This window comes from Microbacterium nymphoidis, from assembly GCF_021044885.1.
In the GTDB taxonomy this organism is placed as follows: Bacteria; Actinomycetota; Actinomycetes; order Actinomycetales; family Microbacteriaceae; genus Microbacterium; species Microbacterium nymphoidis.
Window position 1 is genome coordinate 248832 of sequence record NZ_JAJNOD010000002.1, and the last position, 18464, is coordinate 267295.

An 18464-nucleotide genomic window follows, 5' to 3' on the forward strand; every position below is an offset into this window, starting at 1 on the left:
GCGTCAGCGGTCGAGCCCCGCGAACCGCTCGATGTCCGAGTTGGTGCCCGACACGATGATCAGGTCGTGGTTGGTCACCACCGTGGCGGCCTCCGCGTAGCGGAACGGCTTGCCGGGGCTCTTCACCCCGACCACGGTCACGTTGTACTTGCTGCGGACACCCGACTCCATCAGGGGCACGCCACGGATGAAACGGGGCGGATACATCTTCGCCAGCACGAAGTCGTCGTCGAAGCGGATGAAGTCCAGCATGCGGCCCGAGACCAGGTGCGCGACGCGCTCTCCGGCCTCGCGCTCCGGGTAGATCACGTGGTTCGCACCGACGCGGGCGAGGATCTTGCCGTGCGCCTGGGAGACGGCCTTCGCCCAGATCTGCGGCACCTTGAGGTCTACGAGGTTCGCGGTGATCAGCACGGATGCCTCGATGGATGAGCCCACCGCCACCACGGCCACCTGGAAGTCCTGCGCGCCGATCTGCTTCAGCGCCTCGAGGTTTCGGGCATCCGTCTGCACGGCGTGCGTGACGCGCTCGGACCACTTCTGCACCAGTTCGAGGTTGTCGTCGATGGCGAGCACTTCGCGATCCAGCCGGTCCAGTTCGCCGGCGCACGCGGCGCCGAAGCGGCCGAGGCCGATCACGAGGACGGGAGCATCGCTCCGGATCCGTTCAACCAACGATGGGCCTTTCCACGGGCAGCGAGTACAGCTGCGTCTTCGATGAGGCGGCGACCGCCGCGGCGAGAGTCACTGTACCAACGCGGCCCATGAACATGGTGGCCGCCAGCACGTACACGCCGGCATCCGGCAGGTTCTCCGCGATACCCGTGGAAAGTCCCACGGTGGCGAATCCGGAGATCACGTCGAACAGGACGTGCTCGACGGGCGCCTTCGTGATCTGGGTCAGGATGATCGTGGAGGCGGCCACGATGGTCGCGCCCCACGCCACGACCGACAGCGCCACCCGCTGCACGTCCGAGGGGATCCTGCGCCCGAAGGCCTGCACGCTCGGGCGTCCCTTCGCCTCGGAGAACACGGCGAGGGCGAGCACGGCGAGGGTCGTCACCTTGATGCCGCCGGCGGTGGAGGCCGAACCTCCGCCGACGAACATCAGCATCGATGCGACGAGCAGCGACGATCCGTGCAGTTCGCCTGGATCCACCACGGAGAAGCCGCCGGAGCGCGTCATCGCGGACATGAAGAACGCCTGGAACGTGGTGTTGCCGGCGTCCATCGACCCGAATGTGGCGGGGTTGTCGTATTCCAGGATCAGGAACATCGCGGCGCCGGCGAAGAACAGGATCACCGTGGTGATGAGGGTGAGCTTCGCGTGCAGCGACCACTTGCGGTAATGCCAGCGCTGCTTGGCGAGCGTGAAGATGACGGGGAAGCCGATCGATCCGAGGAAGACTCCCAGCATCAGCACGAACAGGATCGCGTGGTCGTCGGCGAACGGGGTGAGGCCGCCGGCGTTGGGTGTGAAGCCGGTGTTGGTGAACGCCATCGCGCCGTAGTACGGCGCCTCCCAGAGGGCGATCAGGGGATCGACGCCCGCGATCACCAGCAGCGGGTACAGGATGATCGCGAGGCTCACCTCGATGATGAGCGTCGAGATCGCGACGGTCAGCAGCAGCGAGCCGACCTCTCCCAGACGCACGGTCTGTCCCTCGTTCACCGGACCGCCGTGCACGCGCAGCGGGTTGCTGTCGCCCGCTGCGATCAGCTTCGCCCGCAGGCCGAGGCGCTTGGAGATCACCAGACCGAGGATCGACGCCAGCGTCAGTACGCCGAGGGCTCCCACCTGGACGCCGATGAACACCAGCGCATTGCCGAAGGGCGACCAGTGCGAGTCCATGTCGACGGTCGCGAGTCCCGTCACGCAGATCGTCGACACGGCGGTGAAGAGCGCGTCGGCGAGCGAGGTCCGCTGGCCGGTGGCACTGGCCGCCGGCAGGGAGAACAGCACGGTGAACAGCGCGATGAGCGAGACGAAGATCACGACGGCGAATCGAGCGGGCGATTCCGTGGTGGTGTCGCGCAGCTTCACTCCCAGTCGCTGGATCCATGATCCCGGCTCCTGAGGTATCAGCCGACGTGCGGACACGCGTGGCATCTGGCTCCCTCTTCCCGATTCCGGCCGTCCGTCATGGTACTCCGGTCTGGTCCTGACTACCCTAAACACATGGCCGACATCTTCGACGTGATCGCCGACAGCACCAGGAGAGAGATTCTCCGGCTGTTGCTGGACCGATCCGACGCCCCCGGATACGACGGGACGAGCGTCTCCCAGATCGTCGCGGACCTCGGGATCAGCCAACCGACCGTCTCGAAGCACCTGAAGGTGCTGCGCGACGCGGGGCTCGTCACCGTCCGCGAGGAGGGCCAGCACCGCTTCTACAGCCTCGACATCGTGCCGATGGAGGAGATCGAGGACTGGCTGATGCCGTTCATCGACGCCCACGACGACCAGGTCGTGGCTGCCCTCCCGGAGGGTGCGGTGCACGCCGCCGACTTCGTGGGACGCACGGCCGCGGCCATCACGCACGCGGTGACTTCGACGTTCCGCAAGCGCCCGTCTCGCTGATCGGTTCCGACCGCGGACATGGCGACGGGCGGGGAGCTCAGCTCACCCGCCCGTCGCATCGGTCCCGACAACCGCGAGGCTCGCACTCGATGCCGCGGATTCAGTCCCGTGTCTCCGCGATCGGACCGGATTGGTGCGGTGAAAGGGGGAGAACGTCGCACCCGTCCGGTCATCGAGAGCTTCTGCGAGCCCCGATGACACCCAGTAAACGACACCGGTCTGAAATGCGGCGCAGAGGGCCCTATGCGTCCGCTGAGGATCTCTGGTTGTGATCACAGTTCGCAGAAACCACACCGGTCACAGGAGTCACGCTGGACTCGGATGTTTACATCCTTCTCAGGAAAGCCATAGGCTGTGCAGGTTCGGAAGGAGGGGTTTCGTGTCCGATTACTCTGATGTGCGCTTCCTCACGGTGGCAGAGGTCGCCGAGCTCGCGCGCGTGTCGAAGATGACCGTGTACCGCATGGTGCACGCCGGTGAGCTGCCGGCCGTTCGGTTCGGCCGCTCCTACCGTGTGCCCGAGTCCGCGGTGGCTCAGCTGCTGCAACGGCCCATCTCGGACGTGGGCTGAACGAGTCGACTCCCGGCATCCTGTAGACTGTCGCGAGGCAATTTTTCATCTGCCCGTTCCCGGGTGAACGCACGTGTTCGCCCAGCCCCGATCTAGTGAGGTTTCCGTGGGTTCTGTCATCAAGAAGCGCCGCAAGCGCATGGCGAAGAAGAAGCACCGCAAGCTGCTTCGCAAGACTCGCCACCAGCGCCGCAACAAGAAGTGAGCGGCAAGGCCCGGCGGGCCTGACACCGAGCGCCTGTCTTCGGACGGGCGCTTCGTGTTTCTCCCCGAACGATCACGGAGGACGAATGGACCAGTCAGCACAGCCGACACTGCGCATCCTCGTGGTGGGCGGCGTGGCGGCAGGCATGAGCTTCGCCGCGCGTGCCCGGCGCCTGGATGAGAGCGCCGAGATCGTGGTGTTCGAGCGCGGCCAGCATCCGAGCTTCGCCAATTGCGGGCTGCCCTACTACGTGTCGGGTGAGATCGAGCAGCGCGACGCCCTGCTCGTGCAGACGCCGCAATCGCTGCGCGACGCGCTCGACATCGACGTGCGTGTCGGGCACGACGTCGTCGCTGTCGATGCCGGTGCCCGAACGATCACCGTGCGCTCGGCGGCGGGGGAGAGCGTCGAGCACTACGACCGGCTGATGCTGGCACCCGGTGCGGCCTCGCTGATGCCGGAGATCGCCGGGGTCGATGCTCCGCAGGTTTCTCTGCTTCGCACGGTGGAGGACGCCGTTGCGCTTCGCGAGCGTGCCGGCACCGGGCCGGTCGTTGTCGTGGGCGGCGGGTACATCGGCCTGGAGGCGGCGGAGGCCTTCCGGCTGCGCGGCGACGAGGTGCACGTGATCCAGCGCGGTCCCCACGTGCTCAGCAGGCTGGAGCCGGAGCTGGCGAGCCTGGTGACCGGCGAACTGCAGCGCGGGGGCGTGTCCGTGCACTCGGGAGTCACCGTCGTGGCGATCGAAGACCAGGGCGATCAGGCCGACGTCGTCCTGAGCGACGGAGCCCGGCTTTCGGCGCGCACCGTGCTGGTTGCCGCGGGAACCCGTCCCGACACGGATTTCCTGGACGGCGCGGTGCCGCTCACCCCCGCCGGCTTCATCGCCGTCGACGCGCACGGTGCCACCTCGGTTCCCGGCATCTGGGCCGCCGGTGACGCGACAAGTGTCGCCGATCCGCTCACGGGCGGAGATCTGGTTGCTGCACTGGCCGGTCCCGCCAACCGCAACGGGCGTCTCATCGCCGATGCCATGCTTGGCGGCTCGGGAGCACGTCCGCAGCCGACGCCGCTGCAGACCTCCATCGTGCGCGTGTTCGGGCAGGCGGTGGCGATGACCGGCCGCACCCGGGCCGAGCTCCAGGCCGCAGGCATCGAGCACCACACGCTGCACCTGCACGCCGGATCGCACGCGGGCTACTTCCCGGGCTCGGAGCCGGTGCATCTCGTGGTCCACTTCGCGGTGGGCGACCACCGGATCGCCGCCGGAACCCTTCTCGGCGCCCAGGCGGTGGGACGCGATGGCATCGACAAGCGCATCGACGTGCTGGCCACCGCGATCCGGGCCGGGCTGCACGTCAGCGACCTGATCGACCTGGACCTCGCCTATGCTCCGCCGTACGGCAGCGCGAAGGACCCCATCACGATGGCGGGCCTCGTCGGGGACAACGTGCTCACGGGCACCACGGTGCTGTGGTACCCGTGGGAGCTCGACGCGGCTCGACAAGCCACCCTGATCCTCGACGTCCGGCGCGCCGACGAACGCGCTCGCGGCTTCCTCGCCGGGTCTCTGCACGTCCCGCACACCGAACTGCGCGATCGCATCGACGAAGTGCGAGAAGCGGCCGGCGGGCGCCCGGTCCGCATCCACTGCGCGTCGGGCGTACGCTCGTATCTCGCCCATCGCCAGCTCGTGGCGGCCGGGTTCGACTCCGCGACACTCTCCGGCGGGATGCAGACGCTCCTCGCCTTCCACGGAAAGGGCATCCTCAGCCATGAAGAGCATTGACATCACCGAACTCGAGGGTCGCGGTCTGCCGCTCATCGACGTGCGCGAGACCGACGAGTTCGCGGCCGGTCACGTGCCGGGTGCCGTCAACATCCCGATGTCGGAGATCACCGGGCGACTGGATGAGCTCCCCTCCGGTGCCTTCGATGTGATCTGCCAGGCGGGCGGACGGTCGGCTCGCGTCGTGGAGTACCTCGAAGCCCAGGGCCACGACGCCACGAACATCGACGGCGGCACCGGCGCCTGGATCGCGATGGGCAAGCCCGTCGAGCACTGATCGTCCACACCTTCGACGGCCGGCGGATCCCGTATGCCCGCATCGGCATAGGATGAGACGGTGACCACTCTCACCATCATCGGCAAGCCGGAGTGCCACCTCTGTGATGTGGCTCAGGGAGTCGTCGAGCGGGTCCTCTCGGAGCTTCCGGAGGACGTCGCCGATCGCGTCGAGGTGGTCGAGAAGTCGATTCTCGACGACCCGGCGCTCTATGAGCTGTGGTGGGAGAAGATCCCCGTGGTGCTGATCGACGACTCGCTCCACGCGCACTGGCGTGTGGCCGCAGACCGTCTGCAGTCAGCGCTCATCGCCGCTGACCGCACCCACTCCTGATACGCACTCGGAGGATCCATGACCATCCGTCACATCGTCGCCTGGCAGGTCGCAGCGGATGACGCCGCGCTGAAGGCTGAGCACGCCCGCGGCATCGCCGATCGGCTGCTCGCGCTCGACGGCGTCATCCCCGAGATCCTGTCGATCTCGGCCGGCGCGGAGGCGCTCTACGAGCAGAACTGGGACGTGGCCCTGGTCGCCGACTTCGCGGACCGGGAGGCCCTGGAGCGATACCAGACGCATCCGGCCCATCAGGAGGTCGTCGCCTACGTACGCAGCGTGGTGTCCGGACGCGTCGCGGTCGACTTCGAGGTCTGATCCGCACCCGCCGCGCACGACGAAGGGCCCTGCCGACGATGAACGTCAGCAGGGCCCTTCGTCCCGCTGAGGCGGATCAGGCCTCGAGCTCGACCACCTCGGCGTCTGCGGCATTGCGACGGACTGATTCGATGCCGCCCTGTGCGCCGGACTTCGAGGCGTAGCCCTGGCCGCTGGCGATCACCTCGCCGTTGCTGGCCTTGAGGCGGAAGCGCCACTCGCCGGCCTTGTCTTGGTAGAGCTCGAACTTTCCTGCCATGGGGAACCTCCTGGGGTCGGGCACCGTCCGCAGATCCGGGCGTGCGTTGAAGGGAACATAGCGCTGCGGACCGGTGCGGAGGAAGAGCCCGCGGGTAACGTGACAGCGAATGAACGGTGCGGGTCAGGCCGGTGCGAGCGGTCGGCTGGTGACCGGGTGATCGGACAGCCGCACGCCCACGGCCTCCCCGAACTCGGGGCGGAGCGCGGCGTCGTGCTGCACACGGATCAGCTCACCGGTGTCCGTGCGCACCAGGGTGCGACGGATGCTGCCGAGGAAGGTGCTCTCCTGCACCACGCCCTGCACATCGCCGGAACCGGCCGCTACCAGTGAGAGGTGCTCCGGACGGAGGAACACCTCGACCGCCCCGCTCGCCGGCTCTACGAGGGTGAGCTCCCGGCCCCACACCCGGGCACGAGCGCCGTCGGCTGCGGCCGGAACGATGCTGGAGAGCCCGACGAACGCTGCCGTGAACGCCGTTGCCGGCGCGGAGTACAGCTCCTCCGGGGTACCGATCTGCTCGATGCGGCCGGAGTTCATCACGGCGATCCGGTCGGAGACGGCCAGCGCCTCCTCCTGATCATGCGTCACGAACACGGTGGTGATCCCGAGACGCAGCTGCAGCCGGCGGATTTCGTCGCGCAACTGCACCCGTACCTTGGCATCCAGGGCGGAGAGGGGTTCGTCCAGCAGGAGGACGCGCGGAGCGGTGACGAGTGCACGGGCAAGGGCCACGCGCTGCTGCTGGCCGCCCGAGAGCTGGTGCGGGTACCGGTCCGCGAATCCGCCCAGCCCGACGAGCTCCAGCGCGTCCTGTGCCCGCTGCAGCGCCTCGGCGCGCGCGATCTTGCGCCGGCGCAGACCGTAGGCGGTGTTCTCCCGCACCCGCAGGTGCGGGAACAGCGAGTACGCCTGGAAGACCATGCCGATGTCGCGCTTGTTCACGGGGACGGCGGACACGTCGACACCGTCCATCAGCACCGAGCCGCCGGAGGCGTCTTCGAGCCCGGCGAGCACGCGCAACGCCGTGGTCTTGCCGCAGCCCGATGGCCCCAGCAGCGAGACGAACTCACCCGGTCGGATGCGCAGATCCAGTCCGTGCAGCACCCGGGTGCTGCCGTAGTCCTTCACCACGTCCACCAGATCGACACGAGTGCCGGTGCCGGCGTCCGCGAGCAGCAGGTTGTCGCCGGTGGGCGGGAGATTCAGCGGAGCGTCTGTCATGACCGCGCCTTTCGTGAGCGCCCGCGGGCGGCGAAGCCCAGCGCGAGCAGGAGGAGGAAGCAGAAGGTGAGCGCCAGCAGCGTGAAGATCGCCGAAGCGTACGGGTCGATCTTGCCGACCACCACGAGAGCGGTCTGCAGCACCTGACGGTTGAGGAGGGAGGCGATCGTGAACTCTCCGAGCACCACGGCGATGGAGATCAGCGATGCGGCCAGCAGCCCCGAGCGAAGGTTTGGCACGAGCACGGTGACGAACACGGTGGGCCAGTTCGCGCCGAGAGAACGTGAGGCCTCGGTCAGCGTCCGCAGGTCAACGGCGTCGATCGATGCCTGAATCGAGCGGTACGCGAAAGGCAGCACCGTCACTCCGTACGCGAACGCGAGCGTCCACGCCCCGGTGCCGAGCGTGCGTCCGATCTGCAGGTAGATCGGCGTGAGGCCCACGACCACCACGATGGCGGGGATGGAGATGGGCAGCAGCGCGATGAACTCGAAGACGGCCTTCATCCCCGGGAATCGCAGATTGACAAGGATCATCGTCGGTGCCAGCAGCACGATCACGATCACCACGGTGACCACGGCGAGGACCAGCGAGTTGCCGAGCCCCGCCGTCAGCGGCTTGATCACGGACGGGTTGGCGGCGCTGAAGAGGCTGACCCAGTGATCGAGCGTGAGCGCGCCGTCGGCATCCTGCAGCGTGTACAGCAGGGTGGACACCAGCGGGATCGCGAAGATCACGCCCACCAGGGTGCCGATGATCCAGCGGGTGGCAAGCGTGGGCCCGATGTCCCCGGGCGCGCGGCTCATCGTTGCCACCTCGCCGCTCGTCGCTGCACGAGCGCGTATGCGCACATCACCACACCGATCACCACGATCATCCCGAACGCGAGCACGCCCGCCAGGTTCTCGCGGCCGAGCAGCGTCTCGCTGGTCAGCGCGGTGCGGATCTGCAGCGGCACGATCTGCGATCCCTGGCTGGCGAGCGCCGCGGCCGTCGCGTAGGACGAGAACGCGTTGGCGAACAGCAGCAGTGTGCTGGCCAGGAACGATGGGGCGAGCACCGGCAGGCCCACGTGCAGCCAGAACCCGGCGCGGGTGCCGCCCAGCGTGAGGTTGGCCTCCGCCCAGGATGCGCGCAACGCGGCGACGGCGGGCATGAAGGTGATCACCATGAGGGGCACCTGGAAGTACAGGTACGCGGGGATGAGGCCCGGGAGGGCGTAGATCCACGCGCCATCGGCGAAGATGTCGATGCCCAGCGCGTCGCGGAGGAAGCGGGTGAGGACGCCCTGGATTCCGATGGTGGCGATCATCGCGAACGCCAGCATCACACCGCCGAACTGCGCCAGCACACCGCACGCGGCATCGACCGTGGTGCGCACGAAACCGGTGGGTGACAGCCCCAGCAGCGCGTAGCAGACGAGGGCGCCGACGATCGCGCCGACGACGGCGGTGAGCAGCGACAGCCACGTGGAGTTCCAGAAGGTGGCGAGGATCACGGGGTCGCCGAGCGCGGCGAAGGACGCCAGCGAGAACGAGCCGTCCTTCGCGAACAGGCCGGAGCCGATCGCGATGATGGTGGGCACCACGAGGAAGAGCGCCACGTAGATCAGGAACGGCGCGAGCCCGAGGCCCGCGAGGGACGAACGGCGAACCCGCCGGCCCGGAGCGCGAAGCCCCGAGCCGGCGGGAACGGTGCCGTGGGAGACGGCGGGGGAGGTCACTGAACCGCTGCCGCCCACTTCTCACCGAGCAGGGTGCCGGCCGCCTTGCTCTGCTCCTCGGTGGGAACGAGCGTTTCCTTCGGCGCCTCCGGCAGCTTGGCTGCGAGGTCGGCGTCGATGGTTCCGGCCTTCGTCATGGCCTCCATGCGCACCGGGCGTGCGCCGCCCTTCAGCCAGAGGTTCTGCACCTCGTCGCTGTAGAGGAACTCCTGCCACAGGCGGGCTGCGGCGGGGTTGGGGGCGTCGACGTTGATGGCCTGGTTGTAGTAGGCCGCGTAGCCGTTACCGGGGAAGACGACCACCTTCCAGTCCTTGTTGTCCTTCGTGTGGGCCGCGTTGAGGTAGTCCCAGTCGAAGACGACGGGCGTCTCGCCCGAGGTGACGGTCGCGGTCGTGACATCCACCTTGAGGAGGTTGCCCGCGGAGTTCAGTTTCGAGAAGAAGTCGATGCCCGCGCTGTAGTCGTCGAGGCTTCCGCCGTTCTGGACGGTGGCGAGACCCACGGCACCGAACGCGGCACCCGCCTGCGTCGGGTCGCCGTTGAGGGCCACCGCACCCTTGTACTCGCTCTTCAGGGGGTCGGTGATCGCAGCCGGGGCCGGGAACTTCTTCGAGTCGTAGCCCACAGACATGTATCCGCCGTAGTCGCCGACGAACAGGCCGGTCGACTCCTTGAGCGCCTCGGGGATCTCGTCCCACGTCTGCACCTTGTAGGCGGCGAACTGGTCGGTGTTCTGCAGCGCGACCGTCAGGCCCAGGTCGAAGACGTCGGGCGCGGTGTCCAGGCCCTTGTTGGTCTTGGCGGCGGTGATCTCCTCGGCGGAGGAGACATCGGGCGACTGCTCGGTGACGGTGATCTCCGGGTACTTCGCCGTGAACGCGTCGATGATCTCGCCGTAGTTGGCCCAGTCGCGCGGCAGGGCGATGACGTTGAGCTTGCCCTCCTTCTTCGCGGCGGCCTCCAGGTCGGCCAGGGTGCCGAAATCGCTGAGGCTGGTCGCGGTGGCGGCGTCGACGGATGACGAGCCGGTCTCTCCGGCGGCCGCGGTGCCCGCAGCGTCGGCGGTGCCGGTCGAGCACGCCGACAGGGTGAGGGCGGCGATTCCGGCGACGGCTGCGCCCACGGCGAGGCGGCGGAACGGACGAATGGTTCGGGTCATTGCTGTGTCCTCTCGAGGCCCGGCCGGCGGCAGGGCCTCGATGACGTTATGCATCGCGCCTTGCGGTGAATCGTCCGTGAGGTGAACGGAGGGTGATGCGCTGGTTTCCGTGCGGGGGAGGTGTGAATGGGCATCCTCTTCACCTACGGTGGAATCACCATGTCGCCACGCACCACCGCCACCGCAGAGACGGTCGATCGCATCCGCCCGAGCATCGCCGATCTCGTGCTCGCCCTCGTGTTCCTGCTTCTCGGCTGGGGCGGTGCCGTCCTGCTGATGGGATACACGGACGTGCCGACGCCCGTGAACGCGAGCGGCGTGCGCCGCCTGGTGGCGCTGGCCACCATGGCGCTGCCGTTCGCGCTGCCGCTGGTGTTCTTCCTCATCGGTCTGCTGCGCCGCCGTCAGCGTGGCAACGGGGCCGTGTGGCTCACGATTCTCGGCGTGCTGCTGGGGATCCTCGCGGGTGTGGTCGGTCACCTGGCCGCCCTCGGCCTGTCGCTGCTGGGCTGATCTTCTCGTCGCGGTCTTCGACGCCGCGCTCCTGAGAGGGTGCGCGGCGGGGGAGCTGTGATCACAGCGCGCGGAATCCTCTCGGTCGAGCGGTGCATTCGCACCTCGGCCGTGCCTACTATATGTGGCACGGCCTGGGGGCTGGGATGGACGATGACTATGGGGTCGATACGGATCAGTTGCGGGTCATGGCGGCGGGGGCTGCGCAGATTGCCGCGGGGTTCGGGAGTACGAGGGTCTCGCACCCGACGTCGCTGGGGCATGCGGGTATCGAGGAAGCGGTCGGCTTCTTCATGGAGAAGTGGGGGACGGGGCTTCAGTCGCGCGTCGACGAGTTGACGGAGTTCTCGGGCAAGCTCGCGAGCACCGCGCGCATTTTCGACGAGGGGCAGAATGCCGCCCAGCGTGAGCTGGACTCGCTGATCTGGGACTTCTGATGGAGCTCGGGCAGACGCAGAGCGCCATGGCCCTGATTCCGGGGTCGGTGTCCAACGCCCGGTTCGGGGCCACGGAATGGGCGAGGACGGCGGGGAAGGCGCTCGCCACGCGTGATGCGTTCGCGAAACTGGATGACGCGGGCACCTGGACCGGTGCCGCGTACGACCGGTATCTGGAGCGTTTCCGTACGCAGCTGGCGTACTGGCAGGACACGAGTGACGTGTTCACGTCCGCGGCGAACGCACTCGGCAACTACGCGAACGCGCTGGAATGGGCCCAAGCCGAGGCGGCGCGCGCGATCGAGTTGTGGGACGCGGCTGAGGCGCAAGCAGCGGCGGCGCTCGTTCAGCATGAGGAGTATGTCCGCGAGCTTCGCCGCGGGCACGGGCTGCGGCACGTCGACGTCGATGTCCCGTTCGTCGATCCGTCCGGGCCGGCGCACCAGGAAGCGCGGGAAGTGCTGGCGAATGCCCGCTACCAGCTCGACGTGCTGGCAACCGGGTACGCGAACACGATCGGGGAAGCGAGCAACGCGGCCCCGCTCCCGCTGACACCACAACAGGCCCAGCAGGCAGCCATCGATGCCGCGGTCTATCTCACCGTGGACATGAGCGTGGTCCAGCCGTTTGTGTCCACCCTGAACTTTCTCGGCGGGATCGTCGAGACCGTCCTCGAGCATCCCGACATCGTGTTCGAGATCCTCGGCGGGATCCTCGGCATCGCCGGTGGTGTGGCCACCATCGTGGGAGGCGGGGGCCTGGAACTCGTCACCGTGGGTGGCGCTTCCCCCATCGCCGTTCCCGCGGTCATCGCCGGCGGGACGGTCGCTGCGGGCGGTGCGGGCATGCTGGGCAACGGCATCGACCGCTGGATGAACGAAGCCGCCACCGATCCCGACCGCCGACCGGGCATGGACCGCGGCGACGGACGGGACTACAAAGGCAATTTCACATCCCGAGACCCGGACGCGCCCCCTCGCGACTATGAGCAGGCGGAGAAGAACGGCCTGGATAAGCTCGAAGAGAGGTTCAATGTCACGGTGATACGTGACAAGGTGCGTATCGATTATCCTGGCGCACCTCAGAATGGGCGCTACTACGACGGCCTCATACGCAATCCAGACGGCACCTATACGGGCGTTGAGGTCAAGTTCGGTAGCGAATATGACAAGTATTTTAGAGAAGGCTATGTGCAACGTGAATTCGACGAAGGTCTACTGAACAGCCCTGCGGTCGGCACGCTGAATGGCGAAGAGATTCGCGTCACCGCGGTTCGCGTGATTCGCGGAACGATAGCTTGAAGAGATTGAGGAAGAGTGAGATGTGTGCAGTCGCATACGGCGAACGAGTTGGGTACGCCTCGGGACCGATCGCTGAGTTAGCGGGGGAGCTAAATCCCATCGGGGGCACGGTCTCTCATCACATCCTCAATTCTCTACGCACTCTCGATGGAGAGGGAGCAACCACCTATTCGATCTGGCGTGTCCCTGCGGGGGAGCGGAGCCCGACGCGGATGGGCGAGACCTTCATTCAGGCGGGCGGCTCCGCGCAAGCGATGACCGTAGAGGCGCGGGTGATGACCTCGGACGGCACGGCCCGTCTGTTCACGGTGGGACGACAGGAGCCGGTGAAAGGGCCGCCCACCACGATCTGGATCAATGACCGTGCGCAGGTCACTGTCTCGTCGAACGAAGTATTCACTGCTGAGGAGGCGGCCGTGGTCTTCTTGACCTTCTACCTCACCGACACTGTTGCACAGCCGTATCAGTTGCGTGAGTTCGATCTCGGGGTCGGGGGATGAGATGCAGATTTCTGTTAAGCATGAGAGCGTAGCCGGGCTCGTTGTCGAGATGTCTGTTGCAGCCACGCAGATCGCTCGGGAGCTTGAGCAGCTCGATGCGACCGCAGCGCTGTTGCAGTCGCAGTGGAACGGAGAAGCACGGGAGGCGTACCGAGTCGCTCACGCGCGATGGAGCGCGGCGCAGGCCGCGATGAGCACCGTTCTTCGCGAGCTCACCGGGCGTCTCGCCAATGCGAACCAGATCAGCATTGACACGGGTGCCTTGGCCGCCCGCGTCTGGGCCTGAACGGGGCCCGCGGGACGAAACGGTCCCGAGAGGCCCGAAGGAATCGGGAAGGGGAGCCGGCGGTGCGGCCGGTGAGCCCGCGGCCTGAATCCAGCCTCGTCGGTGCGCAGCCGCGGCTGACGCTCTCGCACAGCATCCGTCCAGCCGGTCGCCAGGTGGCCCTCAGTAGGATTGAAGGGTGCCCGCAACCCGTCTCCATCTGGTGCGCCACGGGGAGGTTTTCAACCCCGAGCGCGTGCTCTACGGTCGCCTTCCGGGCTATCGGCTGAGCCAGGCAGGTCGCGCCATGGCAGGCCAGGCGGCGGACTACGTGGCCGGCCTCGACCGTCCGGTGGGCGCGCTGGTGTGTTCCCCGCTGCAGCGGACGAAGGAGTCGGCGCAGCCCTTCACCGCGCGCTTCGGCCTCGCACCCGTGGTGGATGACCGCGTCATCGAGCCGACCAACGCCTTCGAAGGCAAGCGGATGCGGCTCGCTGTGCTCAACCCCCTCAACTGGCGCTACCTGATGCGGCCGTCGGTGCCCAGCTGGGGAGAGCCGTTCGCCTCCATCGCTGCCCGCATGCGCGCCGCCATGGACGATCTCTGGGACGAGACCGACGACGCGGACGCCGTCATCGTGTCGCATCAGGCGCCGATCTGGATCACCCACCTCTCCGTCGCGGGCGAGAAGCTCGCTCACAACCCGAGCACGCGCCGCTGCGCGCTCTCCTCCGTCACGTCGTTCGAGCGGCGTGACGGAGTGTGGACCGAGGTCGGCTATGCCGAGCCGGCATCCACCGGATCCGCTGTCGATGTAGGAGCAGTATGACCAGGCGCCGCATGCTCGCCACCGCCGCCGCCGCACTCGCGGCCGTGGCACTCACCTTCTCGCTGTCGGCCTGCACGTCCACCGACGCCGCTACTCAGGCGTTCCGTGACGGGCAGAACGCCGGGTACATCGGTGGCGACGGGCGCTGGGTCGAGGTTCCCGAAGCTGAGCGCGGCAAGCCGGTCGATTTCGCAGGCGTCACGCAAGACGGCGACGAGGTCTCAGGCGCCGATCTTCGCGGAAACGTCGTGGTGATCAACTTCTGGTACGCCGCGTGCGGTCCCTGCCGCGTCGAGGCGCCCGACCTGGAGAAGGTCTATCAGGACCACAAGGACAACGGCGTTAGCTTCATCGGCATCAACACCGCCGATCAGGCCGACACCGCGAAGTCCTTCATGAAGACCTACGGGGTCACGTACCCCAGCATCATCGACGCGGGCGACGGAGCGGCGAAGATCGCCTTCGCCCAGACGGTTCCGCTGCAGGCGTCTCCGAACACGGTCGTGCTCGACAAGGAGGGACGCGTCGCCGCCCGCATCATCGGTGCAATCGACGGCCCCTCCGTGCTGAACACCTTCGTCACCGAGCTCTCCGAAGAATCGTGACCGGCTCACCGTCGGCCGCGGAGGTCTCGTGAACGGCCTGGTCGCGAGCGGCGCGCTGTGGGCGGCGCTGCCGGTGGCCTTGCTCGCCGGTCTCATCTCGTTCCTGTCGCCGTGCGTGCTGCCGCTGGTTCCGGGCTACCTGGGCTTCCTCGGCGGCACCGTGACGCGCGGCTCGGGCGAGCAGGGCGGTGCTGTCTCCCGCGGGCGCCTGCTCTTCGGCGTGCTGCTGTTCGTCCTGGGCTTCACCGCGGTGTTCGTCGTGGTGATCGTGCTCGGCGGCTTCTTCGGTGGCGTCTTCATGCAGTATCAGGACCTCATCACCCGCATCCTCGGTGTGGTCGTGATCCTGATGGGCCTCGTCTTCATCGGTCAGGTGTCGTTCCTGCAGCGCACGGTCAAGATGGATGTCTCGGGAAAGACCGGTCTCATCGGAGCGCCGCTGCTGGGTATCGCCCTCGGCGTCGGCTGGACACCCTGCATGGGGCCGACGCTGGCCACGATCATGTCGGTGGCGTGGGGACTCGGTGACCCGGGTCGCGCGGCGATCCTCGGTATCGCCTACTCCCTGGGCCTCGGGATCCCGTTCATCCTGCTGGCGCTGGGTCTGGGGTGGGCCTCGAGGTCCGTGGCGTTCATCCGCAAGCACATCCGCGTCGTCAACATCATCGGCGGCGTGCTCCTCATCATCGTCGGCCTTCTCATGGTCCTGGGCGTCTGGACGATGCTCATGACCCGTCTTGGATCAGTGATGTCCAGTGTCATCCTCCCCCTCTGACCCTCGCCCGGGCGGCAAGCCGCGGATCGCGAAGGCCTCCGCGGCCGACGCCACCGACCCGCTTCGCCCTTCGGATTACATCGACAGCGCATCCGGCGCCGATCGCGAAGACGTCAACGCTCCGGCGCTGGGTCTCATCGGCTGGTTCCGCTGGGCCTGGCGGCTGCTCACGAGCATGCGCACCGCGCTGGTGCTGCTGCTGATCCTCGCCATCGCAGCCGTCCCCGGCTCGATCTTCCCGCAGCGCAGCGCCGACCCCAACGGCGTCGTGGCGTGGAAGACGAACAACCCCGACATGTTCCCGGTGGCGGACTGGTTCCAGCTCTTCGACGTGTACACCTCGGTGTGGTTCTCGGCGATCTACCTGCTGTTGTTCGTCTCGCTCGTCGGCTGCATCATCCCGCGGATCAAGCACCACGCGAAGGCGCTGCGCTCGCGCCCGCCTCGCACGCCGGCGCGTCTGTCGCGCCTTGCCGATCATCGCGAGGACGTCTTCGAGGTGCCGGGCGATGCGGCCGCGGAGGCCGAGCACGCCGTGGAGGTGGCCTCCAGCCAGCTGCGTGCGGCAGGCTACCGGGTCGAGCGCTACGACGGACGCGGTGCATTCTCGGTCTCCGCGGAGCGCGGCTACTGGCGTGAGACCGGCAACCTGCTCTTCCACGTATCGCTCGTGGGCGTGCTGATCTCCGTCGGCATGGGTGGCGGGTTCTCCTACACCGGCCAGACGGTCATCGTCGAGGGCACCACCTTCGTCAACCAGCTCGTGGACTACTCCTCGATGAACAAGGGCCGCTTCGTCAGCGATGAGGCCCTCGTCCCGTACGGGATGACACTCGACTCGTTCGATGTGACCTACCAGCTTCCCGACAGCAACTCTCCGGGACAGGCCGGCGACTTCGCTGCCAACCTCACCATCACCGCACCCGGCGACGGTCACAAGGAGAAGCAGACGGTGCGCGTCAACCACCCGCTCAGCCTGTGGGGAGACCGGGTGTACCTCCTCGGAAACGGCTACGCGCCCCACATCACGGTGCGAAACGCGGACGGCGAGGAGATCTTCAGCCAGGCGGTTCCGTTCGTCCCGCAGGAGAACAGCACGATGCTCTCCGGCGGCGTGGTGAAGATCACCGACGGCCTGCCCGAGCAGGTGGGGCTGCAGGGCTTCTTCTATCCCACGGTGGGAACCCTCGACACCGGTGCCCTCACCTCGGTGTATCCGGATCTGATCATGCCGACGCTCTCGCTGAACGTGTACGCCGGCGACCTCGGGATCAACGACGGCACCCCGGTGAACGTCTACACGCTGGACGTGTCCAGCATGCGCAACATCGCCGGCCCCAAGGCGGACTTCCCGCCGCTGATCATGAAGCCGGGTGAGACCGTCGATCTGCCGAACGGCTGGGGCACCGTCACCTTCGACAATCTGGATCCGAAGGCGCAGCTCTCGCCCGCCGCGGATCACAGCACCCAGTACGAGCACTCCGTCCCCCGATACGTCTCCTTGCAGATGCACCACGACCCGACATCGATCTTCGTGCTCATCTTCGCCGTGCTGGCGCTGCTCGGCCTGCTGCTTGCGCTGTTCATCCCGCGCCGGCGCGTCTGGGTGAAGGCGACCCCGAAGGGGGAGCGCGTCACCCTGGAGTACGCGGGCCTGGCTCGTGGTGAGGACCCCCAGCTCGCCGCGTCCGTAGAAGCGATCGCGGACAAGCATCAGGCGGCGCTCGCCGAATCCCCCCAGCCGTCCGATTCCGGTCAGAAAGTAGACTGAGCCCATGTCCGCGTCCGATTTCGAGCAGTTCTCCCTTCTGTCGATCTGGACAGCGATCGCGCTCTACGCGCTCGCCCTCCTCATCTACGCCTTCGACATCGCGCGCCGCGCCCAGCAGGCTGCGGACCGTGTCGATGCGGCCGTGACCGTACGGGAGAAGGTCCTGGTGGGGGCGGACGGAACCAATCCGGTCACCGGTGGCGGCGCCAGCATCCCCGCGGCCTCCGGTCCTGCAGGGGGCAAGCGGAACCTTTACGCGCGCATCGCCACGAGTGTGATGTGGCTCGGCCTGCTGTTCCACTTCGCGGGCATCATCCTGCGTGGTCTGGCCATCGGTCACGTGCCGTGGTCGAACCTCTACGAGTTCGCCATGACCGGCACGTTCCTGGTGTCGCTCGTGTACCTGGTCGTGCTGTTCTTCTACGACTTGCGCTACCTCGGCTCGTTCATCTCGCTCATCGTGGTGCTGTTCCTCGCCGGTGCGACGCTCAGCTTCTATGTGAAGGTGGTCCCGCTCGCCGACCCGCTGAAGTCCGTGTGGCTCGTGATCCACGTGTTCGTGGCGACCCTCGCCTGCGCGTTCTTCGCTCTCGCCTGCGGCCTGTCGATCCTTCAGCTGATGCAGTCGCGTCGTGCGGCGAAGATCGCCGCGTCCGCCGCGGCCCCGGTCAAGCGATCCTTCCTGGACACGATCCCTGACGCCACGCGTCTGGAGGGTCTCGCCTACCGCTTCACGATCGTCGGCTTCATCCTGTGGACCTTCACCCTGATCGCCGGTTCCATCTGGGCCAATGACGCCTGGGGGCGGTACTGGGGCTTTGACACCAAGGAGGTCTGGACCTTCGTGATCTGGGTGCTGTACGCCGGCTACATCCACGCGCGCGCCACCCGCGGCTGGCGTGGCGCCCGCTCCGCCTGGCTGTCGATCGTGGGCTTCGCTGCGGTGCTGTTCAACTTCACCATCGTCAACGTCTTCTTCAAGGGACTGCACGCTTACTCCGGCCTGAGCTGAGTCCAGGCCCAGCAAA

The 18464-nt window shown here is 67.3% G+C and carries 24 protein-coding genes; 17 read left to right on the forward strand and 7 right to left on the reverse strand.

The genetic code is table 11. The features are described from left to right. Positions 1–3 precede the first annotated feature (3 nt). Positions 4–675 (reverse strand): potassium channel family protein, encoded by a 672-nt coding sequence (locus LQ566_RS10395; protein WP_231091613.1) that lies wholly within the window; start codon positions 673–675, stop codon positions 4–6. Beyond that, the gene (locus tag LQ566_RS10400; protein ID WP_372459798.1) at positions 668–2110 is read right to left on the reverse strand and encodes a TrkH family potassium uptake protein; all 1443 of its coding nucleotides are present in this window, start codon (positions 2108–2110) and stop codon (positions 668–670) included. The genes LQ566_RS10395 and LQ566_RS10400 overlap by 8 nt, the downstream gene beginning before the upstream one ends. Before the next feature lie 69 nt (positions 2111–2179). On the opposite strand from LQ566_RS10400, the gene LQ566_RS10405 reads away from it, so the two are divergent. The 7 genes from LQ566_RS10405 to LQ566_RS10435 all read left to right on the forward strand — a co-directional run bounded on the left by LQ566_RS10405 (position 2180) and on the right by LQ566_RS10435 (position 6074). Further along, positions 2180–2581 (forward strand): ArsR/SmtB family transcription factor, encoded by a 402-nt coding sequence (locus tag LQ566_RS10405; protein ID WP_231091615.1) that lies wholly within the window; start codon positions 2180–2182, stop codon positions 2579–2581. A 379-nt stretch (positions 2582–2960) separates the two neighbouring features. Continuing rightward, the gene (locus tag LQ566_RS10410; protein WP_231091616.1) at positions 2961–3152 is read left to right on the forward strand and encodes a helix-turn-helix domain-containing protein; all 192 of its coding nucleotides are present in this window, start codon (positions 2961–2963) and stop codon (positions 3150–3152) included. Positions 3153–3258: 106 nt separating this feature from the next. Beyond that, complete coding sequence (locus tag LQ566_RS10415; protein WP_003792170.1) at positions 3259–3357, forward strand: 30S ribosomal protein bS22; 99 nt, start codon at positions 3259–3261, stop codon at positions 3355–3357. Positions 3358–3442: 85 nt separating this feature from the next. Beyond that, entirely contained in the window at positions 3443–5146 is a 1704-nt protein-coding gene (locus tag LQ566_RS10420; protein ID WP_231091617.1) for an FAD-dependent oxidoreductase, read from the forward strand. After that, positions 5133–5423, forward strand: coding sequence for a rhodanese-like domain-containing protein (locus LQ566_RS10425; RefSeq protein ID WP_231091618.1), 291 nt, complete (start codon positions 5133–5135; stop codon positions 5421–5423). The genes LQ566_RS10420 and LQ566_RS10425 overlap by 14 nt, the downstream gene beginning before the upstream one ends. 60 nt (positions 5424–5483) lie before the next feature. Beyond that, positions 5484–5756: a glutaredoxin family protein gene (locus tag LQ566_RS10430; RefSeq protein WP_231091619.1), complete on the forward strand. Its 273-nt coding sequence runs from the start codon at positions 5484–5486 to the stop codon at positions 5754–5756. 18 nt (positions 5757–5774) lie between these two features. After that, on the forward strand, positions 5775–6074 hold the full coding sequence (locus tag LQ566_RS10435; protein WP_231091620.1) for a Dabb family protein: 300 nt from the start codon (positions 5775–5777) through the stop codon (positions 6072–6074). A 76-nt stretch (positions 6075–6150) separates the two neighbouring features. On the opposite strand, the gene LQ566_RS10440 is transcribed toward LQ566_RS10435, so the two are convergent. The 5 genes from LQ566_RS10440 to LQ566_RS10460 all read right to left on the reverse strand — a co-directional run bounded on the left by LQ566_RS10440 (position 6151) and on the right by LQ566_RS10460 (position 10440). Further along, entirely contained in the window at positions 6151–6333 is a 183-nt protein-coding gene (locus LQ566_RS10440; protein ID WP_231091621.1) for a YegP family protein, read from the reverse strand. A 123-nt stretch (positions 6334–6456) separates the two neighbouring features. Continuing rightward, positions 6457–7557 (reverse strand): ABC transporter ATP-binding protein, encoded by a 1101-nt coding sequence (locus LQ566_RS10445; RefSeq protein WP_231091622.1) that lies wholly within the window; start codon positions 7555–7557, stop codon positions 6457–6459. Continuing rightward, positions 7554–8363, reverse strand: coding sequence for an ABC transporter permease (locus LQ566_RS10450; protein ID WP_231091624.1), 810 nt, complete (start codon positions 8361–8363; stop codon positions 7554–7556). Before LQ566_RS10450 ends, LQ566_RS10445 begins: the two co-directional genes overlap by 4 nt. Beyond that, complete coding sequence (locus tag LQ566_RS10455; RefSeq protein WP_231091626.1) at positions 8360–9280, reverse strand: ABC transporter permease; 921 nt, start codon at positions 9278–9280, stop codon at positions 8360–8362. The genes LQ566_RS10450 and LQ566_RS10455 overlap by 4 nt, the downstream gene beginning before the upstream one ends. Continuing rightward, the gene (locus LQ566_RS10460; RefSeq protein WP_231091627.1) at positions 9277–10440 is read right to left on the reverse strand and encodes an ABC transporter substrate-binding protein; all 1164 of its coding nucleotides are present in this window, start codon (positions 10438–10440) and stop codon (positions 9277–9279) included. The genes LQ566_RS10455 and LQ566_RS10460 overlap by 4 nt, the downstream gene beginning before the upstream one ends. A gap of 126 nt (positions 10441–10566) precedes the next feature. Between LQ566_RS10460 and LQ566_RS10465 the strand changes: the two genes are divergently transcribed. The 10 genes from LQ566_RS10465 (at position 10567) to ccsB (ending at position 18448) form a co-directional block, all read left to right on the forward strand. After that, on the forward strand, positions 10567–10953 hold the full coding sequence (locus tag LQ566_RS10465; RefSeq protein ID WP_231091628.1) for a hypothetical protein: 387 nt from the start codon (positions 10567–10569) through the stop codon (positions 10951–10953). A 146-nt stretch (positions 10954–11099) separates the two neighbouring features. After that, on the forward strand, positions 11100–11390 hold the full coding sequence (locus LQ566_RS10470; protein WP_231091629.1) for a hypothetical protein: 291 nt from the start codon (positions 11100–11102) through the stop codon (positions 11388–11390). Continuing rightward, positions 11390–12691 (forward strand): putative T7SS-secreted protein, encoded by a 1302-nt coding sequence (locus LQ566_RS10475; protein ID WP_231091630.1) that lies wholly within the window; start codon positions 11390–11392, stop codon positions 12689–12691. The genes LQ566_RS10470 and LQ566_RS10475 overlap by 1 nt, the downstream gene beginning before the upstream one ends. A 212-nt stretch (positions 12692–12903) precedes the next feature. Continuing rightward, positions 12904–13191, forward strand: coding sequence for a hypothetical protein (locus LQ566_RS10480; protein WP_231091632.1), 288 nt, complete (start codon positions 12904–12906; stop codon positions 13189–13191). A 1-nt stretch (position 13192) separates the two neighbouring features. Then, entirely contained in the window at positions 13193–13477 is a 285-nt protein-coding gene (locus LQ566_RS10485; RefSeq protein WP_269143072.1) for a WXG100 family type VII secretion target, read from the forward strand. A 178-nt stretch (positions 13478–13655) separates the two neighbouring features. Beyond that, positions 13656–14285 (forward strand): histidine phosphatase family protein, encoded by a 630-nt coding sequence (locus LQ566_RS10490; protein WP_231091636.1) that lies wholly within the window; start codon positions 13656–13658, stop codon positions 14283–14285. Further along, positions 14282–14890 (forward strand): TlpA disulfide reductase family protein, encoded by a 609-nt coding sequence (locus LQ566_RS10495; RefSeq protein WP_231091638.1) that lies wholly within the window; start codon positions 14282–14284, stop codon positions 14888–14890. Before LQ566_RS10490 ends, LQ566_RS10495 begins: the two co-directional genes overlap by 4 nt. Before the next feature lie 28 nt (positions 14891–14918). Further along, on the forward strand, positions 14919–15665 hold the full coding sequence (locus LQ566_RS10500; protein ID WP_231091639.1) for a cytochrome c biogenesis CcdA family protein: 747 nt from the start codon (positions 14919–14921) through the stop codon (positions 15663–15665). Then, positions 15646–17436: a cytochrome c biogenesis protein ResB gene (resB, locus tag LQ566_RS10505; protein WP_372459799.1), complete on the forward strand. Its 1791-nt coding sequence runs from the start codon at positions 15646–15648 to the stop codon at positions 17434–17436. The genes LQ566_RS10500 and resB overlap by 20 nt, the downstream gene beginning before the upstream one ends. Before the next feature lie 4 nt (positions 17437–17440). Then, positions 17441–18448, forward strand: coding sequence for a c-type cytochrome biogenesis protein CcsB (gene ccsB, locus LQ566_RS10510; protein ID WP_231091641.1), 1008 nt, complete (start codon positions 17441–17443; stop codon positions 18446–18448). Positions 18449–18464: the final 16 nt, after the last annotated feature.

Bases quoted from the DNA above. Each gene is read 5' to 3' on its own strand.
- LQ566_RS10480 (WP_231091632.1), top strand. From the start codon at position 12,904: ATGGGCGAGACCTTCATTCAGGCGGGCGGCTCCGCGCAAGCGATGACC.
- LQ566_RS10470 (WP_231091629.1), top strand. From the start codon at position 11,100: ATGGACGATGACTATGGGGTCGATACGGATCAGTTGCGGGTCATGGCG.
- LQ566_RS10400 (WP_372459798.1), bottom strand. From the start codon at position 2,110: ATGCCACGCGTGTCCGCACGTCGGCTGATACCTCAGGAGCCGGGATCA.
- LQ566_RS10485 (WP_269143072.1), top strand. From the start codon at position 13,193: ATGCAGATTTCTGTTAAGCATGAGAGCGTAGCCGGGCTCGTTGTCGAG.
- LQ566_RS10435 (WP_231091620.1), top strand. From the start codon at position 5,775: ATGACCATCCGTCACATCGTCGCCTGGCAGGTCGCAGCGGATGACGCC.
- LQ566_RS10445 (WP_231091622.1), bottom strand. From the start codon at position 7,557: ATGACAGACGCTCCGCTGAATCTCCCGCCCACCGGCGACAACCTGCTG.
- LQ566_RS10465 (WP_231091628.1), top strand. From the start codon at position 10,567: ATGGGCATCCTCTTCACCTACGGTGGAATCACCATGTCGCCACGCACC.
- LQ566_RS10460 (WP_231091627.1), bottom strand. From the start codon at position 10,440: ATGACCCGAACCATTCGTCCGTTCCGCCGCCTCGCCGTGGGCGCAGCC.
- LQ566_RS10405 (WP_231091615.1), top strand. From the start codon at position 2,180: ATGGCCGACATCTTCGACGTGATCGCCGACAGCACCAGGAGAGAGATT.
- LQ566_RS10440 (WP_231091621.1), bottom strand. From the start codon at position 6,333: ATGGCAGGAAAGTTCGAGCTCTACCAAGACAAGGCCGGCGAGTGGCGC.
- LQ566_RS10425 (WP_231091618.1), top strand. From the start codon at position 5,133: ATGAAGAGCATTGACATCACCGAACTCGAGGGTCGCGGTCTGCCGCTC.
- LQ566_RS10420 (WP_231091617.1), top strand. From the start codon at position 3,443: ATGGACCAGTCAGCACAGCCGACACTGCGCATCCTCGTGGTGGGCGGC.
- ccsB (WP_231091641.1), top strand. From the start codon at position 17,441: ATGTCCGCGTCCGATTTCGAGCAGTTCTCCCTTCTGTCGATCTGGACA.
- LQ566_RS10475 (WP_231091630.1), top strand. From the start codon at position 11,390: ATGGAGCTCGGGCAGACGCAGAGCGCCATGGCCCTGATTCCGGGGTCG.
- LQ566_RS10450 (WP_231091624.1), bottom strand. From the start codon at position 8,363: ATGAGCCGCGCGCCCGGGGACATCGGGCCCACGCTTGCCACCCGCTGG.
- LQ566_RS10495 (WP_231091638.1), top strand. From the start codon at position 14,282: ATGACCAGGCGCCGCATGCTCGCCACCGCCGCCGCCGCACTCGCGGCC.